The 19,665-nt window shown below is 54.7% G+C and carries 20 protein-coding genes and 1 pseudogene; 12 read left to right on the forward strand and 9 right to left on the reverse strand.

The window, feature by feature from the left end:
• The first annotated feature begins 3 nt into the window (after positions 1-3).
• The 7 genes from GLP43_RS15010 to GLP43_RS15040 all read left to right on the forward strand — a co-directional run bounded on the left by GLP43_RS15010 (position 4) and on the right by GLP43_RS15040 (position 5,060).
• A complete protein-coding gene (locus GLP43_RS15010; protein ID WP_237279993.1) occupies positions 4-990 on the forward strand; it encodes an ATPase, T2SS/T4P/T4SS family in 987 nt (328 codons plus the stop codon).
• Positions 987-1,175: a hypothetical protein gene (locus GLP43_RS15015; RefSeq protein ID WP_237279994.1), complete on the forward strand. Its 189-nt coding sequence runs from the start codon at positions 987-989 to the stop codon at positions 1,173-1,175. Before GLP43_RS15010 ends, GLP43_RS15015 begins: the two co-directional genes overlap by 4 nt.
• Positions 1,172-1,576: a hypothetical protein gene (locus tag GLP43_RS15020; protein WP_237279995.1), complete on the forward strand. Its 405-nt coding sequence runs from the start codon at positions 1,172-1,174 to the stop codon at positions 1,574-1,576. Before GLP43_RS15015 ends, GLP43_RS15020 begins: the two co-directional genes overlap by 4 nt.
• 6 nt (positions 1,577-1,582) lie before the next feature.
• Positions 1,583-2,662, forward strand: a complete 1,080-nt coding sequence (locus GLP43_RS15025; RefSeq protein WP_237279996.1) for a type IV secretion system protein — start codon at positions 1,583-1,585, stop codon at positions 2,660-2,662.
• Between the two features lie 351 nt (positions 2,663-3,013).
• A complete protein-coding gene (locus GLP43_RS15030) occupies positions 3,014-3,583 on the forward strand; it encodes a DUF2087 domain-containing protein (protein WP_237279997.1) in 570 nt (189 codons plus the stop codon).
• Positions 3,576-3,956 carry a GFA family protein gene (locus tag GLP43_RS15035; RefSeq protein WP_272903306.1) on the forward strand — a complete coding sequence of 127 codons (381 nt, stop codon included), beginning with the start codon at positions 3,576-3,578 and terminating at the stop codon, positions 3,954-3,956. The genes GLP43_RS15030 and GLP43_RS15035 overlap by 8 nt, the downstream gene beginning before the upstream one ends.
• Before the next feature lie 333 nt (positions 3,957-4,289).
• The gene (locus GLP43_RS15040; RefSeq protein WP_237279999.1) at positions 4,290-5,060 is read left to right on the forward strand and encodes an SAM-dependent methyltransferase; all 771 of its coding nucleotides are present in this window, start codon (positions 4,290-4,292) and stop codon (positions 5,058-5,060) included.
• On the opposite strand, the gene GLP43_RS15045 is transcribed toward GLP43_RS15040, so the two are convergent.
• A complete protein-coding gene (locus tag GLP43_RS15045; RefSeq protein ID WP_237280000.1) occupies positions 5,012-5,623 on the reverse strand; it encodes a hypothetical protein in 612 nt (203 codons plus the stop codon). The two genes, GLP43_RS15040 and GLP43_RS15045, sit on opposite strands and share 49 nt — an antisense overlap.
• Positions 5,624-5,904: 281 nt before the next feature.
• Here GLP43_RS15045 and GLP43_RS15050 point away from each other — a divergent pair, with 281 nt between their 5' ends.
• Entirely contained in the window at positions 5,905-6,738 is an 834-nt protein-coding gene (locus GLP43_RS15050) for an ATP-grasp domain-containing protein (protein WP_237280001.1), read from the forward strand.
• On the opposite strand, the gene GLP43_RS15055 is transcribed toward GLP43_RS15050, so the two are convergent.
• From GLP43_RS15055 to GLP43_RS16380, 5 genes and pseudogenes are all read right to left on the reverse strand, one after another.
• Positions 6,694-7,206, reverse strand: coding sequence for a DUF192 domain-containing protein (locus GLP43_RS15055; RefSeq protein WP_237280002.1), 513 nt, complete (start codon positions 7,204-7,206; stop codon positions 6,694-6,696). The genes GLP43_RS15050 and GLP43_RS15055 overlap by 45 nt on opposite strands.
• A complete protein-coding gene (locus tag GLP43_RS15060; protein ID WP_237280003.1) occupies positions 7,203-7,451 on the reverse strand; it encodes a hypothetical protein in 249 nt (82 codons plus the stop codon). Before GLP43_RS15060 ends, GLP43_RS15055 begins: the two co-directional genes overlap by 4 nt.
• Positions 7,452-7,487: 36 nt before the next feature.
• Entirely contained in the window at positions 7,488-7,832 is a 345-nt protein-coding gene (locus GLP43_RS15065; protein WP_237280004.1) for a hypothetical protein, read from the reverse strand.
• Between the two features lie 110 nt (positions 7,833-7,942).
• A pseudogene (locus GLP43_RS15070) lies at positions 7,943-9,027 on the reverse strand (IS3 family transposase).
• A 179-nt stretch (positions 9,028-9,206) separates the two neighbouring features.
• Positions 9,207-9,677: a GNAT family N-acetyltransferase gene (locus GLP43_RS16380; protein WP_443069483.1), complete on the reverse strand. Its 471-nt coding sequence runs from the start codon at positions 9,675-9,677 to the stop codon at positions 9,207-9,209.
• Here GLP43_RS16380 and GLP43_RS15075 point away from each other — a divergent pair.
• Positions 9,676-10,545 carry a hypothetical protein gene (locus GLP43_RS15075; RefSeq protein WP_237280005.1) on the forward strand — a complete coding sequence of 290 codons (870 nt, stop codon included), beginning with the start codon at positions 9,676-9,678 and terminating at the stop codon, positions 10,543-10,545. The genes GLP43_RS16380 and GLP43_RS15075 overlap by 2 nt on opposite strands.
• Positions 10,546-10,685: 140 nt before the next feature.
• Here the strand turns inward: GLP43_RS15075 and GLP43_RS15080 are convergent, their stop codons facing one another.
• On the reverse strand, positions 10,686-11,483 hold the full coding sequence (locus tag GLP43_RS15080; protein ID WP_237280006.1) for a uracil-DNA glycosylase family protein: 798 nt from the start codon (positions 11,481-11,483) through the stop codon (positions 10,686-10,688).
• Positions 11,484-11,703: 220 nt separating this feature from the next.
• Here GLP43_RS15080 and GLP43_RS15085 point away from each other — a divergent pair, with 220 nt between their 5' ends.
• On the forward strand, positions 11,704-12,162 hold the full coding sequence (locus GLP43_RS15085; protein ID WP_113913515.1) for a hypothetical protein: 459 nt from the start codon (positions 11,704-11,706) through the stop codon (positions 12,160-12,162).
• An 89-nt stretch (positions 12,163-12,251) separates the two neighbouring features.
• Here the strand turns inward: GLP43_RS15085 and GLP43_RS15090 are convergent, their stop codons facing one another.
• Positions 12,252-13,136 (reverse strand): ArdC family protein, encoded by an 885-nt coding sequence (locus GLP43_RS15090; RefSeq protein ID WP_237280007.1) that lies wholly within the window; start codon positions 13,134-13,136, stop codon positions 12,252-12,254.
• An 897-nt stretch (positions 13,137-14,033) separates the two neighbouring features.
• Here GLP43_RS15090 and GLP43_RS15095 point away from each other — a divergent pair.
• Together GLP43_RS15095 and GLP43_RS15100 are read left to right on the forward strand one after the other, a co-directional pair.
• The gene (locus GLP43_RS15095) at positions 14,034-15,020 is read left to right on the forward strand and encodes an AAA family ATPase (RefSeq protein WP_237280008.1); all 987 of its coding nucleotides are present in this window, start codon (positions 14,034-14,036) and stop codon (positions 15,018-15,020) included.
• Between the two features lie 8 nt (positions 15,021-15,028).
• Positions 15,029-17,368 carry a S8 family peptidase gene (locus GLP43_RS15100; protein ID WP_237280009.1) on the forward strand — a complete coding sequence of 780 codons (2,340 nt, stop codon included), beginning with the start codon at positions 15,029-15,031 and terminating at the stop codon, positions 17,366-17,368.
• Positions 17,369-17,657: 289 nt separating this feature from the next.
• Here the strand turns inward: GLP43_RS15100 and GLP43_RS15105 are convergent, their stop codons facing one another.
• Positions 17,658-19,658 (reverse strand): type IV secretory system conjugative DNA transfer family protein, encoded by a 2,001-nt coding sequence (locus GLP43_RS15105; protein WP_237280045.1) that lies wholly within the window; start codon positions 19,656-19,658, stop codon positions 17,658-17,660.
• Between the last annotated feature and the right edge of the window lie 7 nt (positions 19,659-19,665).

Genomic DNA, 19,665 nt, shown 5'->3' on the forward strand with positions numbered 1-19,665 from the left:
CCCATGTCGCTGAGCTATCTCGAAACCTCGCTCGACCGGATCGACGCCGCCGCCCGCGGCGATGTCATCGAGATCTGCATCAACCCAGACGGAACCTGCTGGGGCGAATTCCAGGGCGATCACTTCATGCGCGCGCTGGACCAGAGGCTTACGGGCGTTCAGGTCAGGGACCTCGGCAACCAGATCGCCTCCTCGGCCAATACCACGATGAGCAAGGACCGCCCCATCGTCTCGGTCTCGATCACCTACAAGGGGCGCCCGATCCGCGCACAGGTCATCACCCCGCCCGCCGTGCTCTCGGCCATGTCGATCAGCCTGCGGTTCTTCTCGAGCCTGCCACTCGAGGGCATCGCACTCGATTTCCTCTACGGAAAAGAGCGCAAGCTCGAAGACCTGCGCGTCGAAAAAAAGCGCGCCTTGCGCGCCGTGGTGGCCGCGGGTTTGATCGATGACGCGCTCGCCTTCTGCGTCGAGAACAAACTCAACATGATCGTCTCGGGCGGCACCTCCACCGGCAAGACCGTGGCCGCGCGCAAGATCCTATCTCACGTGCCATCCGAGGAACGCATCGTGACCATCGAAGAAGCCGCCGAGCTGCTGCCGACCCAGCCAAATGCAGTGACCCTCATCGCCAATCGCGACGCGGAATTCCAGACCGCCGATGTGCTCCTCACCGCCACGCTGCGCATGCGCCCCGACCGGATAATCCTGGGCGAAGTGCGCGGCAAGGAGGCCATGACCTTTCTGGAAGCCATCAACACCGGCCATGGCGGGTCCATGACCACACTGCATGCTGAAACACCGCAATTGGCCGTGCAGCGCCTCGCGATCGCGGCGCTCAAGACCGAGATCCCGATGACCTATGCCGACATGATCCAGTACATCGAGAACTCCATCGATGTGATCATCCAGGCCGGTCGCCATGATGGCAAGCGCGGCATCACCGAATTCTACCTCCCCGGCACAACTGAGATTGGAACTTCTCCATGAAGACGTTTGAATATGACATCCTGTTCTTTCCGGTGAAGAAGCAAAAGGACTACGACGAGGTGCGACGTGCTTTGAATGAGCGCGGCGCGGAAGGGTGGGAGGTTATCACCGCCGAATCCGGCGACTACGGCTACACCACTTTCTTGAAGCGTGAGACTGGTACAATGAAGGCGGCAGCGGAATGACACGGGCTATTGCAGTCACTGGCCTGCTCTTGATCTTTGGCACAACTGCTGGCGTAGCCGAGCGGAACCTGATCCCGACGCTCGACAACCACCCAAATGTTTGCCCAGACCAGCCACCTGAGCCGAAGTGGATGCAGAACATCAATGTGCGCGAATCCTATAAGCGCCTTTTGATCCAACAGATATATCGGGCTCAAAGCATGGAGCGCGTCGTAGACTCGCAAAACTGCGACTGTCCCACACGGTATCCAACTTGGGAGGACGCCGTACGCTTCTACACAGAGCGCTATGCTTCATCTAAATACTGGGACGTTGTCGAAGCGACGTCCGAATACCGACGACGGGCAAATGAACTGCGCCGCGCCGCCATGCCAATCTGCGTAGCAGCTGGCAACTGGTAGCAATCCATGAGTGTCGTCACCTACTTCGTGGAAACGTCCGAAGGGTATCTAGATACCGCTGCCGAAACTCAGTTTGGTGCGGTCGCAGCAACGGTCGGCACGTTGCTGGTTCTGGGCACAACACTAGTTGTCATTCTGGTCTTCATCAACATGATCTACCAGTATCGCGCCATGGACGGCCGAACTGCCTTTTGGCTGGCCGTGAAGGTCGGACTTATAGGGGTCTTCGCGGCCAACTGGGTCCAGTTCAATGCGCTTGCCTCAGCAATACTGAACGGAATTGACAGCATTGCCGGGGCACTTGTGGCTTCTGTCGGCGGCGGATCACCTGGTCCGTCCGGTACCTTTGCAGAGGAATTTGACGAACTGATTGCAGCGCTCGGGGACTATCTGAATGCTGCGGGATCTGAGCTGAACTGGATGGCGGGTGCCTTGTTGGACACACTCGGGGTTCTGCTGCTCTCGATTCTTGGCGGGTTGGCGGCGTTCATTGTTGTGGCGTCCCGGCTCATGATCGCTCTGCTAATTGGCATGGCGCCAGTGATGATATTCTTGACCCTGTTCGAGGTGACCAAAGATTACTTCGCGCGCTGGTTATCCGCGCTCATTTCATTCGCGATGTATCCGATCGTAGTCGCCGGAGTGTTCGCGACGATCACGGGGGTCTCTCGGGCGCTTCTTGCCGAGCTTGGTGACCCAGAGGGCGCCTCGAACATAGGGGCCCTTCTCCCATTTTTCATGATGGTGCTGATGGCAAAGGGTTTCATCATAGCAACACCGTTCTTGGTTCGGGCGATTTCTGGAAACATCATGATGCCAGCGCTCTCAGCCGGCTTTGGCGGCAGCTATGCCTTTGCCAGAGGGCTTGCAGGTAGCCAGCAGGTCTACAACCGATACGCTATCGGGGGCGCAACTGGGGCTGAATACGCAGCCCTTCGAGCGCGACAATTCTTTGGCATGCAAGCGTTGCCGAGCCGACCAAATTCAGTTGGAGGGCCTGTTCCGGCTCGTCCGGGTGACGCAACCGGAACAGGCGCCCGAATGCTGGCACAGCTTTCAAGACTTGGTAGGTTGGGCAGGCGTTGACAGCCAGATGCCAAAAACCTGCCAAAACCGCAAAGGTTTTGCTGGGGGTTTTTGGCATAGCTAAGCGCTTGATTTTTTGGGGGGGGCAGGGAACTCGGACAAAAACGACCGTATTTGTCCTGCATGTTATGACCAGTGGTTTTTGTCCAGTTCAGCAATCAGCTTGGCTGCTATTCTGATCTTCGCTATACATCGCTTACGGTCGGCAGACACCGAGGCGTCGCTGCTCCTGCGGGAGAGCTAAACCTGCCATTTCGACTGAACGGCAATGTATCTATTCACACGGACTAGAGCGCCGCGTCATTAAGCCAGCGACCGATGATGACCACCGGTGCTCGATGTGGATGAATCATGCCGAAGACCCCTCTGCCGCTGCGAGCGGACGACTTGACGATTTTTGTGCGCGCACTCTCCGAACAGCTGGGTGACGTAAGCCCGTCGCATCTCACACTTATGAACATGGCCGCGCGTGCAGCGGGCTATCAAAATGTCCAGCATATGCGTTCGGCGCATGCAGCCGAACTAAGGCTAACGCGCGCTGTTGGTGAAACTCCTGTGAATGCGCGAGCCGTAGAGCGCGCCTTGCACCAATTCGACATCAAAGGTCGTCTAAAACAATGGCCATCGAAGCGAAGCGTCCAGACGCTTGCTCTTTGGGCGCTATGGGCGACATTCCCCACCAGCCAACCTTTGAAGGAGCAAGAGGTCAACGAGCGCTTAGCCCAGGAACATCTATTCGGTGATCCAGCGACACTCCGCCGGATGATGATTTCTTGCGAGCTTTTGTCACGCCGCGACGATGGAACAGACTATCGACGGATCGAACAGAAACCGCCCGCTGAGGCCAAAGCGTTAATCCGAGTTCTTGGATCACGCCGATTGACGCGCTCTCTGAAAGTTGCGGAGACCAAAAATGCATAGGGGCTCCTGCTTGTGTGGCGTTGTTCAGATCGCCATTGAAGGCGACCTCCCGCAACCAAATGCTTGCCATTGCGTCGCTTGCCGGAAGCAAACAGGTCATTTCGGAGCTTCACTCGATGTGCCTCGCTCACGGCTGCATGTGCAGGGCGAAGAAGCTATCTGCTGGTACCAGTCGTCGGAAAAGGTCAGACGAGGTTTCTGTGGCACCTGCGGTTCGACATTGTTCTGGGACCCGATCCAGCACGACTGGACTGCTGTGGCGATGGGCATCCTCGATGGTCCAACCAAGACTTCGCTGTCGATGCATATCTTTGTCTCGGAGAAGGGCGATTACTACGAGATCAAGGACGGGCTTCCACAGAATGCCCGGTAGCGCGACCTTATGCTGGTCAAAACTCAGACGTTTCTGTCACTGGCTAAATCGACTGTTTTCGCCGCTAACCTGTTTTGCCGGACTACTTCACTTTCTTCAAGATACTCAACCACTTCCAAGGTTATGATTGTTTCGGTTTGAAGAACTGGTTTGAAACAGGATCAAGAGATCCAAATGCACAGCGCGAAGGGTAAGTGACTGCGTTCACATAAATGGCAATTTATTGGAAAATAGATCTTTTTGCGTGTGAACCACTTCAAAAAAATGCACTATTAAATTTGGAGCATCCATCACTTCTCTGGTGCCCTCGTTAGCAGTGTAGGAGCTTTCATCATGATCCCTTTAATGCAGTCGCCCACGGACCATCTACTGACACGTTTGTTGGCGAAAGCGTTTGGCCTAAATGCTGGGAGCCGCTTGCTGGATATTGGGTGCGGATCAGGTTACTCAGGCATCGCACTAAGCGAATATTTTGGATGCACAGTCGATTTTGTAGATGTGTCGCAAAGCCGAGTAAATGAAGTTAGCGTAGCTGCAGCGGCAAAAAATATCAGCAATCAGTGTAAAACATTTCATTCTACAGCAGAAGAGTACGTTGAGACCTGTAACGAAACTTATGATTTTGTGATAGCTCATGGAGGATTGCTTAGCCTAACAGGACCAAGCCTAATTGAAACGATCTCCAAGAAATGTCTTACTGCTAACGGAATTGTGCATGCTTCCATGCTGACTCTACGGCGTGTGCCATACAAACAGTTGGGGGGGTGCGATGTCCCGCAGCATGTTCCAGAAGAGGTCACCGAACAATATAGGAATACTGTTCTTTCCTCAACGACACGATGGCTGCCATTTGAAGATGAGGCAGTAACGGCTATTGAGCATGCAATTGGTTCGTGCTGGGCTTCAAGGTCGTCTGGCTTAGTTTGGTCCGAATATTACGCAAACATGTATTCAGCAGCCCCGAGTTCTACTGGGTTAGCAGAAGATGATACGTTTTGCAGGTCAACCGCAATCGACGAGGCATACTATAAGCTGATTGGTCAGAAATATATTGACTATACTTCACTTGTTGCGTCGCGCTCCCCACTTTCTGGTTTGCTTTGATCGAAATCGAGAGCTTTCGAAGCCTTGTCCAGAAACGCATCGTTAAAGTAACGTCCCTCTACAGCTTGCCGATGCAATCCAAGCCACAGATCATTGTCTTTCTGTTTGCCGATGAAGCGAAGCCATATGTCTTCCCATTCCTGAATATCAGACTTAGACATGCCAAGATCCAGCCCAGCCTTATTGGTCAAATAGAACATTCGGCTAATATGTGCATAGCTTGAATATGAATACACAAATGCAGGCAAGTCTTCGTCTCGAGTTCCCTCTGGTAGTCGAGAGCCAAAAACCTTTCGAATTGTATGAGGCGATGCAGTCATCATGCCATAAACAAGTGTATCAATTTGCCCTTCGGCGGAAATTACAAAATCAATAGCCCGCGAGTTCCGAAACTTACGAAGGTTTTGGATGGCTATGTACGCTGCTATCGCAACGATCAGCAAGTTCGCCAGTGAAATTGCTACAGCAAGGTCAAATGATGAAGCAAGATAAGAGAACAGTTCGGAGATCCCTCCTGAACTTGATTTTGGACTATTGGCCATTACTACTTGATCGTTTTCCATACGTAAGCTTAGACTGACCTCACACAAGGAGGAAGATACTGATGTCCATTTATGCGAAAAAAGCTGCAACCTACGAACAATCGGCGGAAACTGCTAAACAGAGTCAAGTGAAGCAGAGCCAGTAGTGGTTCGGGCCAGTGACAGTACTGTCCAGTTCAAATGACCTACTGTTGCTGTCCTGGGGGGGGGGCTTTAGTATTTCACTGGCCTCATCGTTTCAAGCCGCAGGGATGTCCGTTAGGCATTGCGCCCTCAGAACTGTCGAAAAACAGAATCCGCTCTTGGACAATTTGGTTTTTGCTGAGGATGCCCTTTCCACATCTCGAACCATAGTATGGTGGCCATCTTTTGCTCAGGGAACGCTGCCAGGACAAACGCTTGACGCGGAAGCCCTAGCTAACAAGCAGTTCGAATCCGAGCAGTGGAATGCGCTCTCATGGCTATATGACGAAAGCGAATCACACTTTCCGCTTGGTCGACCTGCCAACTTAATGAAATGGTCATCCCGCGCCCCAGCGATATGGTTAGCAAGAAAATTAGGTATCGGAATACCAAGGTATTGCCTCGCACTTAACGGCGTAGACGCATCCGAATTTATTTCTAGAATACATTCGTCAGGGTCTAAAGTGATGATGAAAAGATTGTCTGACAATCGTTTTTTTATTGATGGTCGAGTGTCGATCCCAGTAATTGTAGAAACTGAAGACTTTGCAAACAGTGGTCCGTTGGACGCACCTATTTGGCTTGAAGAGATCGTAGAACCTAGTAATGAAGCAAGAGTATTTGTAGTCGGCGATAATGTAAGGGTTTTTGACATTCAGGACGTCGGTGGCAATGCGCTGGACGCCCGTTTACAAGGTGATCGAAAGTTCGTGCGTGGGCAAATAAGTAGCGAAAATTCCAAGAATTTGGAGGAGCTAACTCGCGCAATGAAACTACGGTATTGTTGCTTCGACATTCTCCTCAAACAGAACGAAATGATTGTAATAGACGTAAACCCACTGGGCACAACAGATGGGTTCCCTGTGAAGTTCACGAAAGAAGTTCAAAGCTTGATTGCGAACGAAGTACTATCTTGGGTAAGTATGCCCCTTGATGAAAAGAGGGCTCTTTGAGCGTTTCATTTGAGCGGGAACTGCAATCGACTTAACCTTCCTCGACTTCCACTGGCGACTCACGCAACAAGGTATTTCAAGAGCATATCGCGCAGGATCACCACTGGAATATGACTGCGCTGACCCTGATTCTGCATCAAAAAATGAACTCACAAGGCGACCATGCGTGTCAAAGAAGTGAATATCTAAATCAAAAGACATGCCATTCATGCCAAAGTGCTGACGTTCACAAACAGGCAAAACAAACAGCGCTGCTTTGAAGCGAGAAGTTGAAGCAAACAAGGACAGACCGTTGATTATTTGTTTTTTCTTCCTGAACGCTATAGTTGGCAAACGTATTAAAGATTGATCTGTCGACACGACAACCGCACACATTTCGAAATGCACGGCCCCCCGTGAAAACAAATAGTTCGGATAGCCAAGCAAGGAAAACTGCTTTTTATGAAGTCGTTTAGAATGTTCCCTCATACCAATACCCGTGCGCCATCCTCGTTGTCGCAATCGCCGACCAAAACAAACGTCACGTCTGCCCCGTCTTTCTCGTATAAACGGCGGTATTTCAGGTTTCCGCTAAGCGGATCGCGCACCTGATCATGGCGACAGCTATGTTCAATTCCGTTCTCGACCCACGCGGCAACGCCCGCTTGCGTCACCAATGACAACGGCTGGCCATCCAGCAAAATCGTCTCACCCACAACTTCGATATGGTTCATCGCTTCAATCTCCTGTCTGTGATTTGTTGGTTTGCTTCATAAGCTATGACCTCTCCCTCGGTCCACATCCCGCGAGATTTCCTCTTCCTTATCGTCCCGTTCCAGCTCTCGGTCATCCTCGATGTCCAGCTTTTCGCGCGGCTTGTTCAACACGTTGTCCAGCCTCTCCCTGATTGAAGGCTTCGGTCCAGGTTCAACGCCTTGCTCCAACTCGGAATGCCCGTCCAGCTTGTGGCTGGTCGCCTGTGGCACACCCCCCGCATCACGGTCCAATATGCCCTTCAACCGCTCACGGGCATAATTGTATCCTTCCTTGCCATCGTCGAGGGTCCGCTCCTCACCCCTGCCCTTGTCCAAGATACCGGCCAACCGCTCCCGCACATCCTCAGCCCCACGCTCACCACTGCGGTCTTTATCGACTGCGGCGCGTAGTGCTGCCAGACCAGCGGACAGGTAATCCCCCCATTTTTAATGGGGACCAGCCGTAGAATTTAGGCGGCTGTTTTCAGTTTCATGGCGGGTGTCATGCCGCCGATGCCCATGTTGGGTCGCTCGTTGTTGTAAGTCCAGAGCCATTCAGTTGCTTGGTCTTGTGCCTCCTCGATGGTTTCGAAGATGTATTGCCCAAGCCATTCGCCGCGAACGGTGCGGTTGTAGCGTTCAATGTAGGCATTTTGTTGTGGCTTGCCTGGCTGGATGTATTCCAGTCGAACATTGCGTTTTTCGGCCCATTCCATCAGCTTACCACTAATATATTCTGGGCCATTATCGACGCGAATTGTCTGCGGTTGACCGCGCCATTCGATGATGCGGTTTAAGCTTCTGACCACCCTCTCTGCGGGCAGCGAGAAGTCGACTTCGATGCATGCCCTCACGATTGAAGTCATCCAGCACGTTCAATGTCCTGATCAAGCGCCCATCTGCCAGCTGATCCGCCATGAAATCCATCGACCACGTCTCATTGGGCCTGTCAGCACCACCAGAGGCTCGGGCTTGTCCCGTTTCAGCCGTTTCTTTGGCTTGATCCGCAGATTTAGCTCCAGCTCGCAATAGACCCGGTAGACCCGTTTGTGGTTCCAGCCATAGCCTTGCACGTTGCGCAAATACAGAAAACACAGGCCAAAGCCCCAGTTACGCTTGTTTGCGGTCAGACGTTCCAGCCAATCGGCGATCTCTTCATTCTCATCGCTCAGGATTGGGCTGTATCTGTAGCAGGTTTCGCTGATCCCGAACGTCCTGCACGCCAACGCGATGCTTACGTCGTGCCGTGCGACCGCATTCATGGCCATCTCTCGTCGCAGAGACGGCCTTAACGCTTTTTTCCAAGCGCTTCCTTCAGCAGATCGTTCTGCATGCTCATCTCAGCATACATGCGCTTCAGACGGCGGTTCTCTTCCGCCATATCCTTCATCTCGGAAATCAATGACGCATCCATCCCGCCAAACTTCGCGCGCCACTTATAAAAGCTGGCGCTGCTCATTCCATGCTCGCGGCAAAGCTCTGAGACTGGCACACCGCCCTCCGCCTGCTTCAACACTGCCATAATCTGCGCGTCGCTAAATCGTCCGTTCTTCATCGTAAATCTCCTCAGATATCTTGCCGAGAAAATTCTACTTTTGAACACCACTATTTTTAGGGGGTATTACCGACCCAGCCGAGATTAGCTCTGTGCCGGAAAAGCGGCGCACATGGCCGATGACGCCATACGGCCGGTCTGCTGCGCCGCCGCATCTCCGCTCGAGCCCGATAACAGGCCTAATATAAGACGGCTTCTCGTTGTAGAAAGCAGTGGGTCTCAGAGCGACTGATTTCCTTGAAACCATGCCGTCGATAGAGCGAGCCAACCGGGTTCCAGTGCAAATACTCCAGTCTAACAGGAAACCTCATATCATCAGCCATCGCGAGGCAGTGCGCGAGAATGGCAGACCCTACTCCCCAGCCTTGATGCTCCGGGAACAGGTAAAACTCTCCAATCCGTAGATGATCCGGTAGCCTCTGAAACGATAACGTTCCAAGTTTGTGCTCCGCGCGCCTTATCTCGAAAAACGGCTTCTCGCTGTAATTGCGCGCATGCATATTTCGTTGGAATGCTTCATCCCAATTCCATCGCTTTACGATGTGCGGCCTCATAGCCGCTCGTTTGGCTTCGAAGGCAAAGTCAATCTCACTGGGATCGCTACCAAGCCGAGCAAACCGTAGATCAGGAGGGAGGTCCGGGATTTCCATGCCATCAACCTTTTCAGATCATGGCAGTGTCGGCAATGCCCGCATACCAGCCCATTTCGCGGCGCGTGACGAGGGTCTTCTTCGAGCCGATACTGTTGAAAAACTCACCTCGTTGCACAAACTCACCGGATCGCCAGAATATCTTCCGCGAAGGCTCCATTTCAAAACGCGATCTTCCGATCGGTCGATTGCGAGAATGATATTCCAGTTTTCGAAAGTAATTTTCGCAGCTTGGAGTTTTTCAACAGTATCAGCCCATTGCGGTCATTCGCCGTCTGCCCGAAGCTACATCTTCGGAATGTGCAATGGGTATGAGGATGAGTTAATGATCAAAATACGTCAGAGTTTGATCCTGCCAACACAACTTGGATTCTTGTCATTTGAGGCACAGGTGACTGGGGCTTCCCTTGTGGACGATGACATATCGCTGCGAGGTATAGCATTCGCTCCGAAGCTACCTGCAGGGATGATCACATCGACATGCACGGCGGTGCTGCTTCAGGTTCGGCAGGGCAAGGAGCTACAAAGCCTCCGATTGCATGCGGAACTCGCTACAGAAGCCGTAGCGAGTGCATGCATAGGTGAGTATCTTGATGCGCAAGAATGGAGCGACGGAGAAAGCCTCGTCGTCATCGGAACAGAGGACAGTCAGGCACTGGATATTCGCTATCCCGGCATGGGCTTCGCAGACATCCTTAGCGTCGATTTCGGACCCCAATCAATGACGCTTAAGATCGACCGGCTTCCCTCATCACCCGCCGCATCCTTCCACTTCATTGTTGCTGAAAATCCAGACCCTGAGCCCGTCGAACTCTCAGCTTGGTTCGCAGTAGATCAGTCGCACAAAGAACTGCTTCGGTTGACATAACGAACGTCCGCTACGTCCCGCACTTCCGACAATGACCGGCCTTCCGGTGAAGGTCCACTGTCTGGCGTAAGTCGGTCAAAACTCACACGTTTCTGACACCGGCGGAATCCACCGTTTGTGGCAGAACTGAGCGGAATCCATCATGGGAAAGGCCACCATTCGATCTCCGCCTCGCCCATGGCTTGGAGGGCTTGGTTCACGCTGATCAGAGGGTTGGCACCGTTGAAGTACGTACCCCCCCTATACGCAGTAGGATGCGGGTGAGCGATGGAGGCGGTACGCGGAAAGTCATCAGGTTCCGGAATGCTTCGTCGGAACACATCTTGCGCTTCTCTACCGAGCAGCAAGAAAACAGTCCCGCCTTGCGCCGCCGCGATCTGTCGCAGGAGGTGTTCGGTCACAAGCCGCCAGATCTCCTTATGCGCACTTTGGTGCTTCTTGTGCGTGAAGGTCCAGCTGGCGTTAACGAACAGCACTCCCTGCTCCTGGAGGCAGTCGAAAAATCTGACTGTCTGGGGGGGCGGGTCACCTAACATCGCACGAAGATTCCGCCAAGGCTCCGGGCCACCTAAGAGCCCAAGGGCCACCGCCGACTGCACCAGACGCCGGAGAGCAGGCCGAGTAGTTTCCGATATCCGTCCCGCGACACCGTCCTCAAAGCTACGCCCGGTCGCTCTATCAGGTTCGGTATACGGGTCCTGGCCAATAAGGACGACTCGAACATCGGTCGGCAGCAGTCCCGTGAACGGGAGAAACAGACGTCTCGCGCCTTCAGCATCATGCAGGGGTGGGTAGGGCGCAAAAGCGCCTTCTTCGCCCTGTGCCCCAACGAGCTTATCTGCTTCCAGATTGGGGGCAATGATCGCCTCCCGCCAGTTTTCCGGGACGGTGGCCGCCCAGTCAGCCAAGGCTTGCTGCATGTCGTTGCGCAGGCTCACGTGCGTCCCTCCCAGGCGGAAACCCTATCAGTAGAATCACATTCTACTGGTACCGGAGTTTTGGATCGCAAGGTTCGAATAGAGAAGCATCATACCTCATAACTCCATTAAAATGACTTAAAGCCACTTAAAAGCCCTTATATGCTTGACAAGGGCCTTAATAATCAATATATTGTTCTTATCAGGCAATAAGACATGCTTTATATTGAAAGGACTTTATATGAATGACAATTTCCAACCAGCAATCGCGGACGCCGTGAAAGCGCTTTACGAACGAGATGACAACGCCAAGAAACTGTTTGATTGGGTCGCATCGCTCCGGCGAGATGCGACAGCAACAAGCATCGAAAGAATATCTGCCAGACTAGGGATTTCCCGAAGTGCAGCCGTATCATTGGCGAAAGCCCTCGAAGAAGCGGGCTGCGGTGAGTTTATCGTAGGGCGAAGAGGCAGTTCTTCCCGCTTTGAGTGGTCGTATAGCCGCGTTAGCCTCGGACAGGTTGCCGCTGGTGAGGCGGACGAAATCGAACTGGTTTCGGACCCAATTTCAGAAACCGAAGAGGAAACCTTTAGCGCGGAAGGATTGGACGGCCCTCTGACCATACAGAAGGCGAAGTCTATGTTGGCCAAGACTCTGGGGGTTCAACCAGATCAGATTGAAATCCAGATTCGGGCTTAACTAGATCGCCCTGCGGGCATTCCATGCCCGTCCGCGCGAAGCGCCGGGCCTGCTGACGGGGGCCTTGATCATTTCAGCGGTGCGAGCTGTTACTCAGCGGCCATCCGGTCGGCCCGCGCGGTGCGGTCCATGATGTAGTCCACGGCTTTCTGCGCCTCCGACGCAGCGCGGAATATCGCGCGGCTGTCTTCCTTAATCGCCTCAAGCCATCCTTCAACATAGGCCGCGCTCTGGTCGAATTCAGGCTCCAACCCGATCTGCGCGCAAAGCATGCAGTTCCCTATTTCAGCGACCAGCTCCTCGAACGCGTAAGCCTTGCGGTCGTTGAACCGGCCCAAGCGGTCCAGCCGCTTTGTTGCGCCTGTCCAGTGGGTCAGCTCATGCGCCAAGGTGCCGTAATATCCTGCGGCCCTGTGAAAAGTTGCGATCGGCGGCATGTGGATGCGGTCGGTCTTGATGTTGTAATAGGCGCGCGGCTCCTCAGTGCTGTCGATCTGCGCGCCGGTCGCGGCAAAGAACGCCTCCAACGCGGGGTCGACCTCGGTGCCAAGATCACGGGGCGGACCAGGCAGGATATAGAATTCTGCGGGCAAGCCCTCGATCTGGTCGGCATTGAAGACGCGGTAGGCCTTGGCATAGGGGATCTGGCGCTCCTCGCCGTTCTCGTCCTCGCGCTCGACGGTGCCGTATTTCACGACCGTGGCAGATTTCTCGCCCTTGCGGACATGGCCCCCAAGCTGCTTGGCCTGATTGAACGTCATCCAGCGAGCTGAGCTATAATCCTTGGCCATCGCCGTGGCCCAAAGCATCAGGATGTTGATGCCCCGATAGGCTTCGCCGTTGAACCGTTCCGGCAAGCTGACCGATGCACCGCTACCGGTCCACGGCTTGCGCCAGGGCGGCGTTCCCGCCTCGATCTGCGCGATGATCTGGTTGGTAACATGGGAATAAACGTCAAACTTCTCTGCGGTCATTTGTGACCCTCCTTCGCGTGACGCGGTCCGGGTCTGCACCCCTTTCCGCCAATGGGCGGGCCTTCCTGTTCTGATCTTTGGAATGCCCATGCATTCCGAAGGGCGGAGCAGGTAAGGGCAAAGCCCGTCCTGCGGCCTGGCGGGGCCGTGACAACCGGGTGGAGGGCGTGAATTTGGGAGGGAACCGCGCGCCTGCGCGTGGGAGGAACCGGAATTCTCGACCGGAACCGACGCCGCAGGCGGCGCTTGCCGGTTTTCTCGGACCTGCCGGGATGGCAGGCGGATCAACAAAATTTGGAAATCGTTAGGGTTGGGGTGAGCGGGCGTCAGCCCGTCGGTCCCCCGCCTTGGCAGAGCACTTGGCACTGTGTTTGATCGTCCTCACGGCATGGTGTTAGTGGCCATGCAACCTCCCATCTCTCTTGATGTGGGCGTCCCACTCGCTGGCGCTGACCAATGCCGCAACATGGGCCACCGCGTCCGCCGTCTTTTCAACCGGGAGTCTTTGGGGACCAGTTTTGGCATATCTCAACACCGCAGGAGTTGGCTTTGCATAAGTGCGCCCTTAGGGGCGCCGAGATATCTGGCAGCGTTAAGTTTACAAGACCTGCAATGGCAACGAGAACGGCCCAAAGCTGACGTCCACCGCCGTCACGGAATACCGCGGTCGCGGCCTCCATTGCTGACATTGGCGAAGAGTGATTTTAATGAACTGATTTCGGTTAGCGCTGTCGTTGCCAAAGCCATGTTTCAGCGGCTAATATGTTGTGGCTGGTTGCGATATCGTTTCAACTTGCGCGGCTGATGTCACAGGATGTGCTGCGTCCAGTTTTCATGGCAATACTGTGTGGCCAGCCAGCGAATTTCACGCTAAGCTTGATGTTAGGAGGGTGCTTCATGGCTCGCGGCGAATTGATGAAAAAACTGTTGCTGAACTACGGTCGGGACGATGAGTTTCGCACCGTTGTGGAACAGATAATCGCTGAGGAAGAGAAGAAAAATAACAAGGTTCTCGCCAACGGTCTGCGCAAAGCACTCCACGGATTGTCTAGCGCAGCGGCGCCCAAGGAACTGAACCGGCTCCTTCCCTTCCCTGACGATGCCGGTGAATTCATCCAGCGAGTTGAACCTCGCTTCAATCCTCAAGATATCCAACTCACTGTCGATAACGTCAGTCTATTTGCAGGACTGATTGAAGAGTACCGGAAGAGTGAAATCATCAAGCGCAACGGATTACCCGTGCGTTCAAAGCTTCTTTTTTGCGGTCCACCTGGCACCGGCAAGACACTTTGTGCAGAGATCTTTGCAGGACAGCTTGGCTTGCCGTTCTTCCATGTCAAACTGGACCGCTTAATCTCGTCATTCCTTGGCGAAACCGCCACCAACATCCGCAAGACCTTTGAGTTTGCCCGTCGACAACCCAGCGTCTTGTTTTTTGATGAATTTGATGCCCTCGCAAGTTCGCGAGAAGAAGGTAATGATCACAGCGAACTGAGACGCGTTGTGAATTCACTGCTCATATTCATCGATCAAATTCAGCCGAGCGGTTTCCTGATTGCAGCGACAAACCTGGACGGACAGTTGGATCCTGCTATCTGGCGGCGGTTCGATGAAGTGGTTTGGTTTGATCATCCCGACGAAAATATGACGCGGAAGTACCTTATCAATGCGATGAAGAACGTGACCCTTGATTTCGACATCGAAGACATGGTTCAGAGCACGACCGATTATTCCTACGCAGAGCTAGAGAAGATCTGCAATCAAGCTAAAAAACTGGCGGTTTTGGCCCGCCGCAAGACAATTTCCAAAAAGCATTTTAGGGAAGCCATTCGATATGCCGATCGTCGTCGTATGCGCATCCGCAAGTTAACCCATAAAGCGTGAGATGAACCGTGCCTCAACATCAGCACCTGCCTTTGGTGCGTCTTCCCGAGAGTTTTGATCGCCGCAAACATGGAATGATCCCCGCCGCCCCTGGCAGAGGTGGTGGTCACGGTGGGCGCGTCCGACAAGAAATTGATCGTGCCGTTGAAGAACAGCGCGCGCAGCAACGCCCGCCCCGTTTTGTTGATCCGGCACTCATCTTGCGCGTTGAGATGGACGGCGCAACGATGGAGGAAGACTGGGAAGGTCTCGGGCTGACCGTTTTGTCCACGGACGATGACAATACCCTTGTCCTATTTTCCTCGACGGATGATTTGCAGGATTTCCGCTACCGGCTCAATGAGTACGAAGGGCCAATCCCAAACGGGCAGATCAACCGTCGTTATGCCGGTTTTATCAATCGGATCGACGAAATTGCGACAGTTGCTCCGCGCGATCGCATCGGCGTTCGTGCACGCGAAGATGGTTTCGTTGAGGCCGAAAATTTTCAAGATGATACTGAATATGTCGTCGACATCGAGCTGTGGGAGTTCGGTGCACCGCAAGCAAGACGCAACCTTGCCGAAGAGATTGTTGCCTGGGTCGAAGAACAAGGCGGGGAGCTTTATGATCTCTATTCCGGCCCATCGATCACGATCATCCGCGTCCGAGCGCGGGGGCAAACAATTCGCCCTATTCTTGCGATTCCACAGGTCGCTTTCGTTGATTTTCCACCCCAACCCGACATCGTGGCAGAGCCACCCGAAGAATTTGCTCTCGGAGATCTTCCGCCTGTCGCTGATGAGCCCGACGATTTGCCAATTGTCGGCATTCTGGACAGTGGGGTAAACGACAACCCGTTGCTTACCGGTGGAATAGTTGCTCAAGAGGGGTTTCCGGACGTGCTCGGAACGGCCGATGTCTATGGCCATGGAACGCCGGTCGCAGGTATGGCCCGCTTCGGTGATCTGCGTCATCAATTGGACTTGCCCGAACTGCAACCTGCCGCCCGGATCGTCTCTGCAAAAGTGGTCACGGATCAGGGCCAGTTCTACGACCGTCGGACGCTGCCCACGCAAATGCGCATCACGATTGAACGCCTGCGAAACACGTATGGCTGCCGTCTCTTTGTCATTTCCTTGGGCGATGTGAGGGCACGCTTTGAGCGTGGCCGGGTTGGTCCGTGGGCTACGACTCTCGATGAACTTGCTCGTGAGCTTGACGTTTTGATCATCGTGTCTGCAGGAAACCGAGACCCTCGGGGGGGCAATGCGCTTGAACAAGGTGTCACCCACTATCCACGCTACCTCTTAGAATCCGCAAACCGTGTTTGTGAACCCGCAGGTGCCGTCAACGCCGTCACCGTTGGATCTCTCGCAAATTCCAATGGGCTTAGTCCGCAACATGAATTTGATGCTCACATTCAAAGCATCACTGCAGCTGACGAGCCGTCGCCTTTCTCCAGAACGGGGCCAGGCGGGGGCTGCATCAAAAAACCCGATTTTGTCGACTATGGCGGTACATTGGTTTTTGATGCTGTTGGACGGCGCTTGCAACGCGCCCCCGTCCTGCCAAATGCTGGTGTCCTGACAACTCATGCGGATTTCCAGCGACAGCTTCTCGTCAGTAAAACCGGCACGTCTTTTGCTGGGCCACACCTTGCCCATAAGGCCGCACAGATATTAAGAGCGTTACCCGATGCGTCTGCCAATCTCGTGAAAGCACTTATGGCTGGGTCAGCCAAAGTTCCGGAGGCGACATTACAGCGGTTGGGCGGCATCGCTGATGTTGAGCGGGAACAGATTTACGGCAACGGCCTCGTGAACGCTGGGAAAGCCAGTTATTCGGACGATCATCGTGTTGTTCTTTTTGCCGAAGACAGCCTTGGGATGGATCAATTTGCTGTCTACCAAGTCCCCATCCCGGGTGATTTTCAGGGCAATGGGCCACGAAGAATTCATGTGTCCTTGGCATTTGACCCTCCTGTGAAACGCACACGGGCAGAGTATATTGGAACGCGGATGAACTACCGTTTGATCCGAGGTTGCCCGGCCGATCAGGTGTTCGAGCATTTCCGATCGCATACCGGAGCAGATACTGAGCCTCCGGGGATCGAAGGTCGGTGCAAGTGCAACTTGCAACCTGGCCCTAATCGCCGCGATCGAAATACGATTCAGACTTCAAGCGTGAAGTTTAGCCAAGATACGGCTCAATATGGTGCTGAGTATTTTCTTGTGGTGCGATGTGTTGGTGGATGGGCATCAGACGAAGAAGTACGGCAGCGCTACGCCATCGTTGTGGAACTTGAGCATGAAGCCGAAGTTGAGCTCTATGCACGACTGCAGCAACGTGCGCGTGTGCAAGTCTAAGCCTTTTAAAGTAAAAATGTTTCGGGAGCGTCGCCTGTGGCGATCAGCGCTAGTCGGTTGTCCGACTGGAGCCAACATTTTCGTCCATAAGGGTGACGATCTTCGCTCGAGGCGGCCCTTGGAATGGCATTCGGTTTCCCACCGATGAAATTGAGAACAGGCTCAATCGATCTTAGATGGACTACAATACGAAACGAATGTCCGCTTTTAAGATCTAATTTTTGATATTTGCACCCGCAGCGAATGTCTGGTTCCCGCCGTTCCCGACAGACATACCATCCTCACCACGCTACCGAGCAACCAGCTTTTGACCACCGTCCTCTCGCAGCATCGCCTCCATTTCGTCCAAGCCATCGACAGCGGAGCGCATCTGCGCCTCATCAACAACGCTCGCTGCCTCGGCACCCGCGACCTGACCGCCAAAGTCCATCTCCATCTGGCGCTGTTCCTCGGCGATGACGGCTTGAACGACAGGCGCGGTCTTTTTTGGGGCGACGTCAGTTTGCTCTGACGTTTGACTGCCAACATCTTGGCGTGCGGTTTCCACATCGGCTTCACCTCCACCTGGTCCATTTGAAGGCGGTGTCATCGGCATCGCCTGAACACTTAGCGGCAGCGTGCCCTGCGGCCCCCCTCCCCCCGGCTTCGGAAACGGCAACTCCCCCGTCTGCGCCGCGTGGATCGCCTTGAACATCCGGTCGTCAAAATACTGAATCCGCTTTGCACGGACCGGCATCTGGGCATCGATGACCATGACGATCTCGTCGAGCGGTAGGCGGCGCGCCTCATCCTCGGGCAGGAGAGAGCTTTCTTCGGTCCGGGTGGACTGGCTACGGCCCTCGAAGGGGTTCTTGCCGATGGACTGGGATCGCGTGATGACGGTCTTCGTGGTCTTGCCAACCGCCTTGCTCAGCTCTTCGACGGTTTTTTCATCCGAAGGCGTCAGGTAGAGCTTCACACCGGCATTGCCCTGCAGGGCGCGCCGGGTGTTCTCGCCGTAAATTTCATCGAGGGCGGGGATGGTTTGGGTGACCACAGCGAGGTGACCACGGTAGGTCCGCAGCGTCTCGATACTCTCGACCACGATCGGCATTTTGCCGAGACGGTTGAACTCGTCGAGCATGATCATCACCGGCCAGGGCTCATCCGGTCCGGGGTCCTTCTCCTGCATGGCCGAGAGCAGGTCGGAGAAGAAGAGCCGGATCAGCGGCGCGAGGGGTTTGACCATCAGCGGCTGGACCACGAGATAGACCGAAAAGGGTTTCTTGCGGATCGTTCGGAAATCAAAGTCCGACACGGACGTCGCTTCGTCGATGGCCGGGTTCTGCCATTGATCGAGCCCCGAGGTCATCAGGAGCGAGACGTAGGAGGTCAGCGTATCATTGTTGGTCGAGGCGAGCCGGGTGAAGATCAGCTTGGCGGCCCTGTTATCCACCTCGTGGCCGCGCGCGAAGTACTCCTTCTGCTTGTTCCCGCCCGAGGCCGCGATGCGGTAGATTTCTCCCAAGGTGGGGCGCTTGCGCTGGAACGCCAGCAGGCCTGCTGCCACAAAGAGATCGATCCCGCCCTTGAGCAGCCCCTGCACCCGGTCATTGTCGCTCTGTAGGAAGAGCGTCGCCAGGAGCTGCAATTCCATCTGCTGGCGCGCGGGATCTTTCAGCTCAAAGATGCGCAGGAGCGGGTTGTAGCGATGCGTGCGCTTGCCCTCCCAATCGGTGGGGGCAAAGCGATAGACCTTGTCGCCTTGGGCTGCGCGATGCCGGGCCGTGGCCTCAAAGCACTCGCCCTTCACATCGAGCGTCACGGCGGAGCCTTGCCAGGTCAGCAGGTTCGGAATGACGAAGCCCGTGGTCTTGCCGCGGCCCGTGGGCGCCACGATCAGCGCATGCGGGAAAACCTTCGAGCAAATGTAATTGGCGCGGGACCCCGGCGGCCCCAGCTTGCCGAGGATGAACCCGGTGCCCGGCGCCCCGAAGAAGCCATTGGCCTTCATCTCGCGCGCGGTCTGCCAATGGGTCTGGCCAAACCGTGTCAGGGCGGACCCCGAGAGGGCGAGGCTCAGCATCAGGCCGGCGGCGGCGAAGCTGCCGATGATCAGGTGAATAAGTTGCGCATCCTCAGGGCGGCGATCGAGGATCGCCAGATAGTTCTGCGCGATGTAGGCAAAGTCGATCTCGGCCCCGAAGCCGAGATCCTGGTAGGTCAGCACCGCCGAGGCGATCGTATAGCCCATGGCGGCGGTCACCAGCGTTACCAGCAAGACGCCGGTTGCGATCCGCGCTTTTCCGATGGAGGCG

The sequence above is a fragment of the Sulfitobacter sp. M39 genome (assembly GCF_021735935.1).
GTDB lineage: Bacteria > Pseudomonadota > Alphaproteobacteria > Rhodobacterales > Rhodobacteraceae > Sulfitobacter.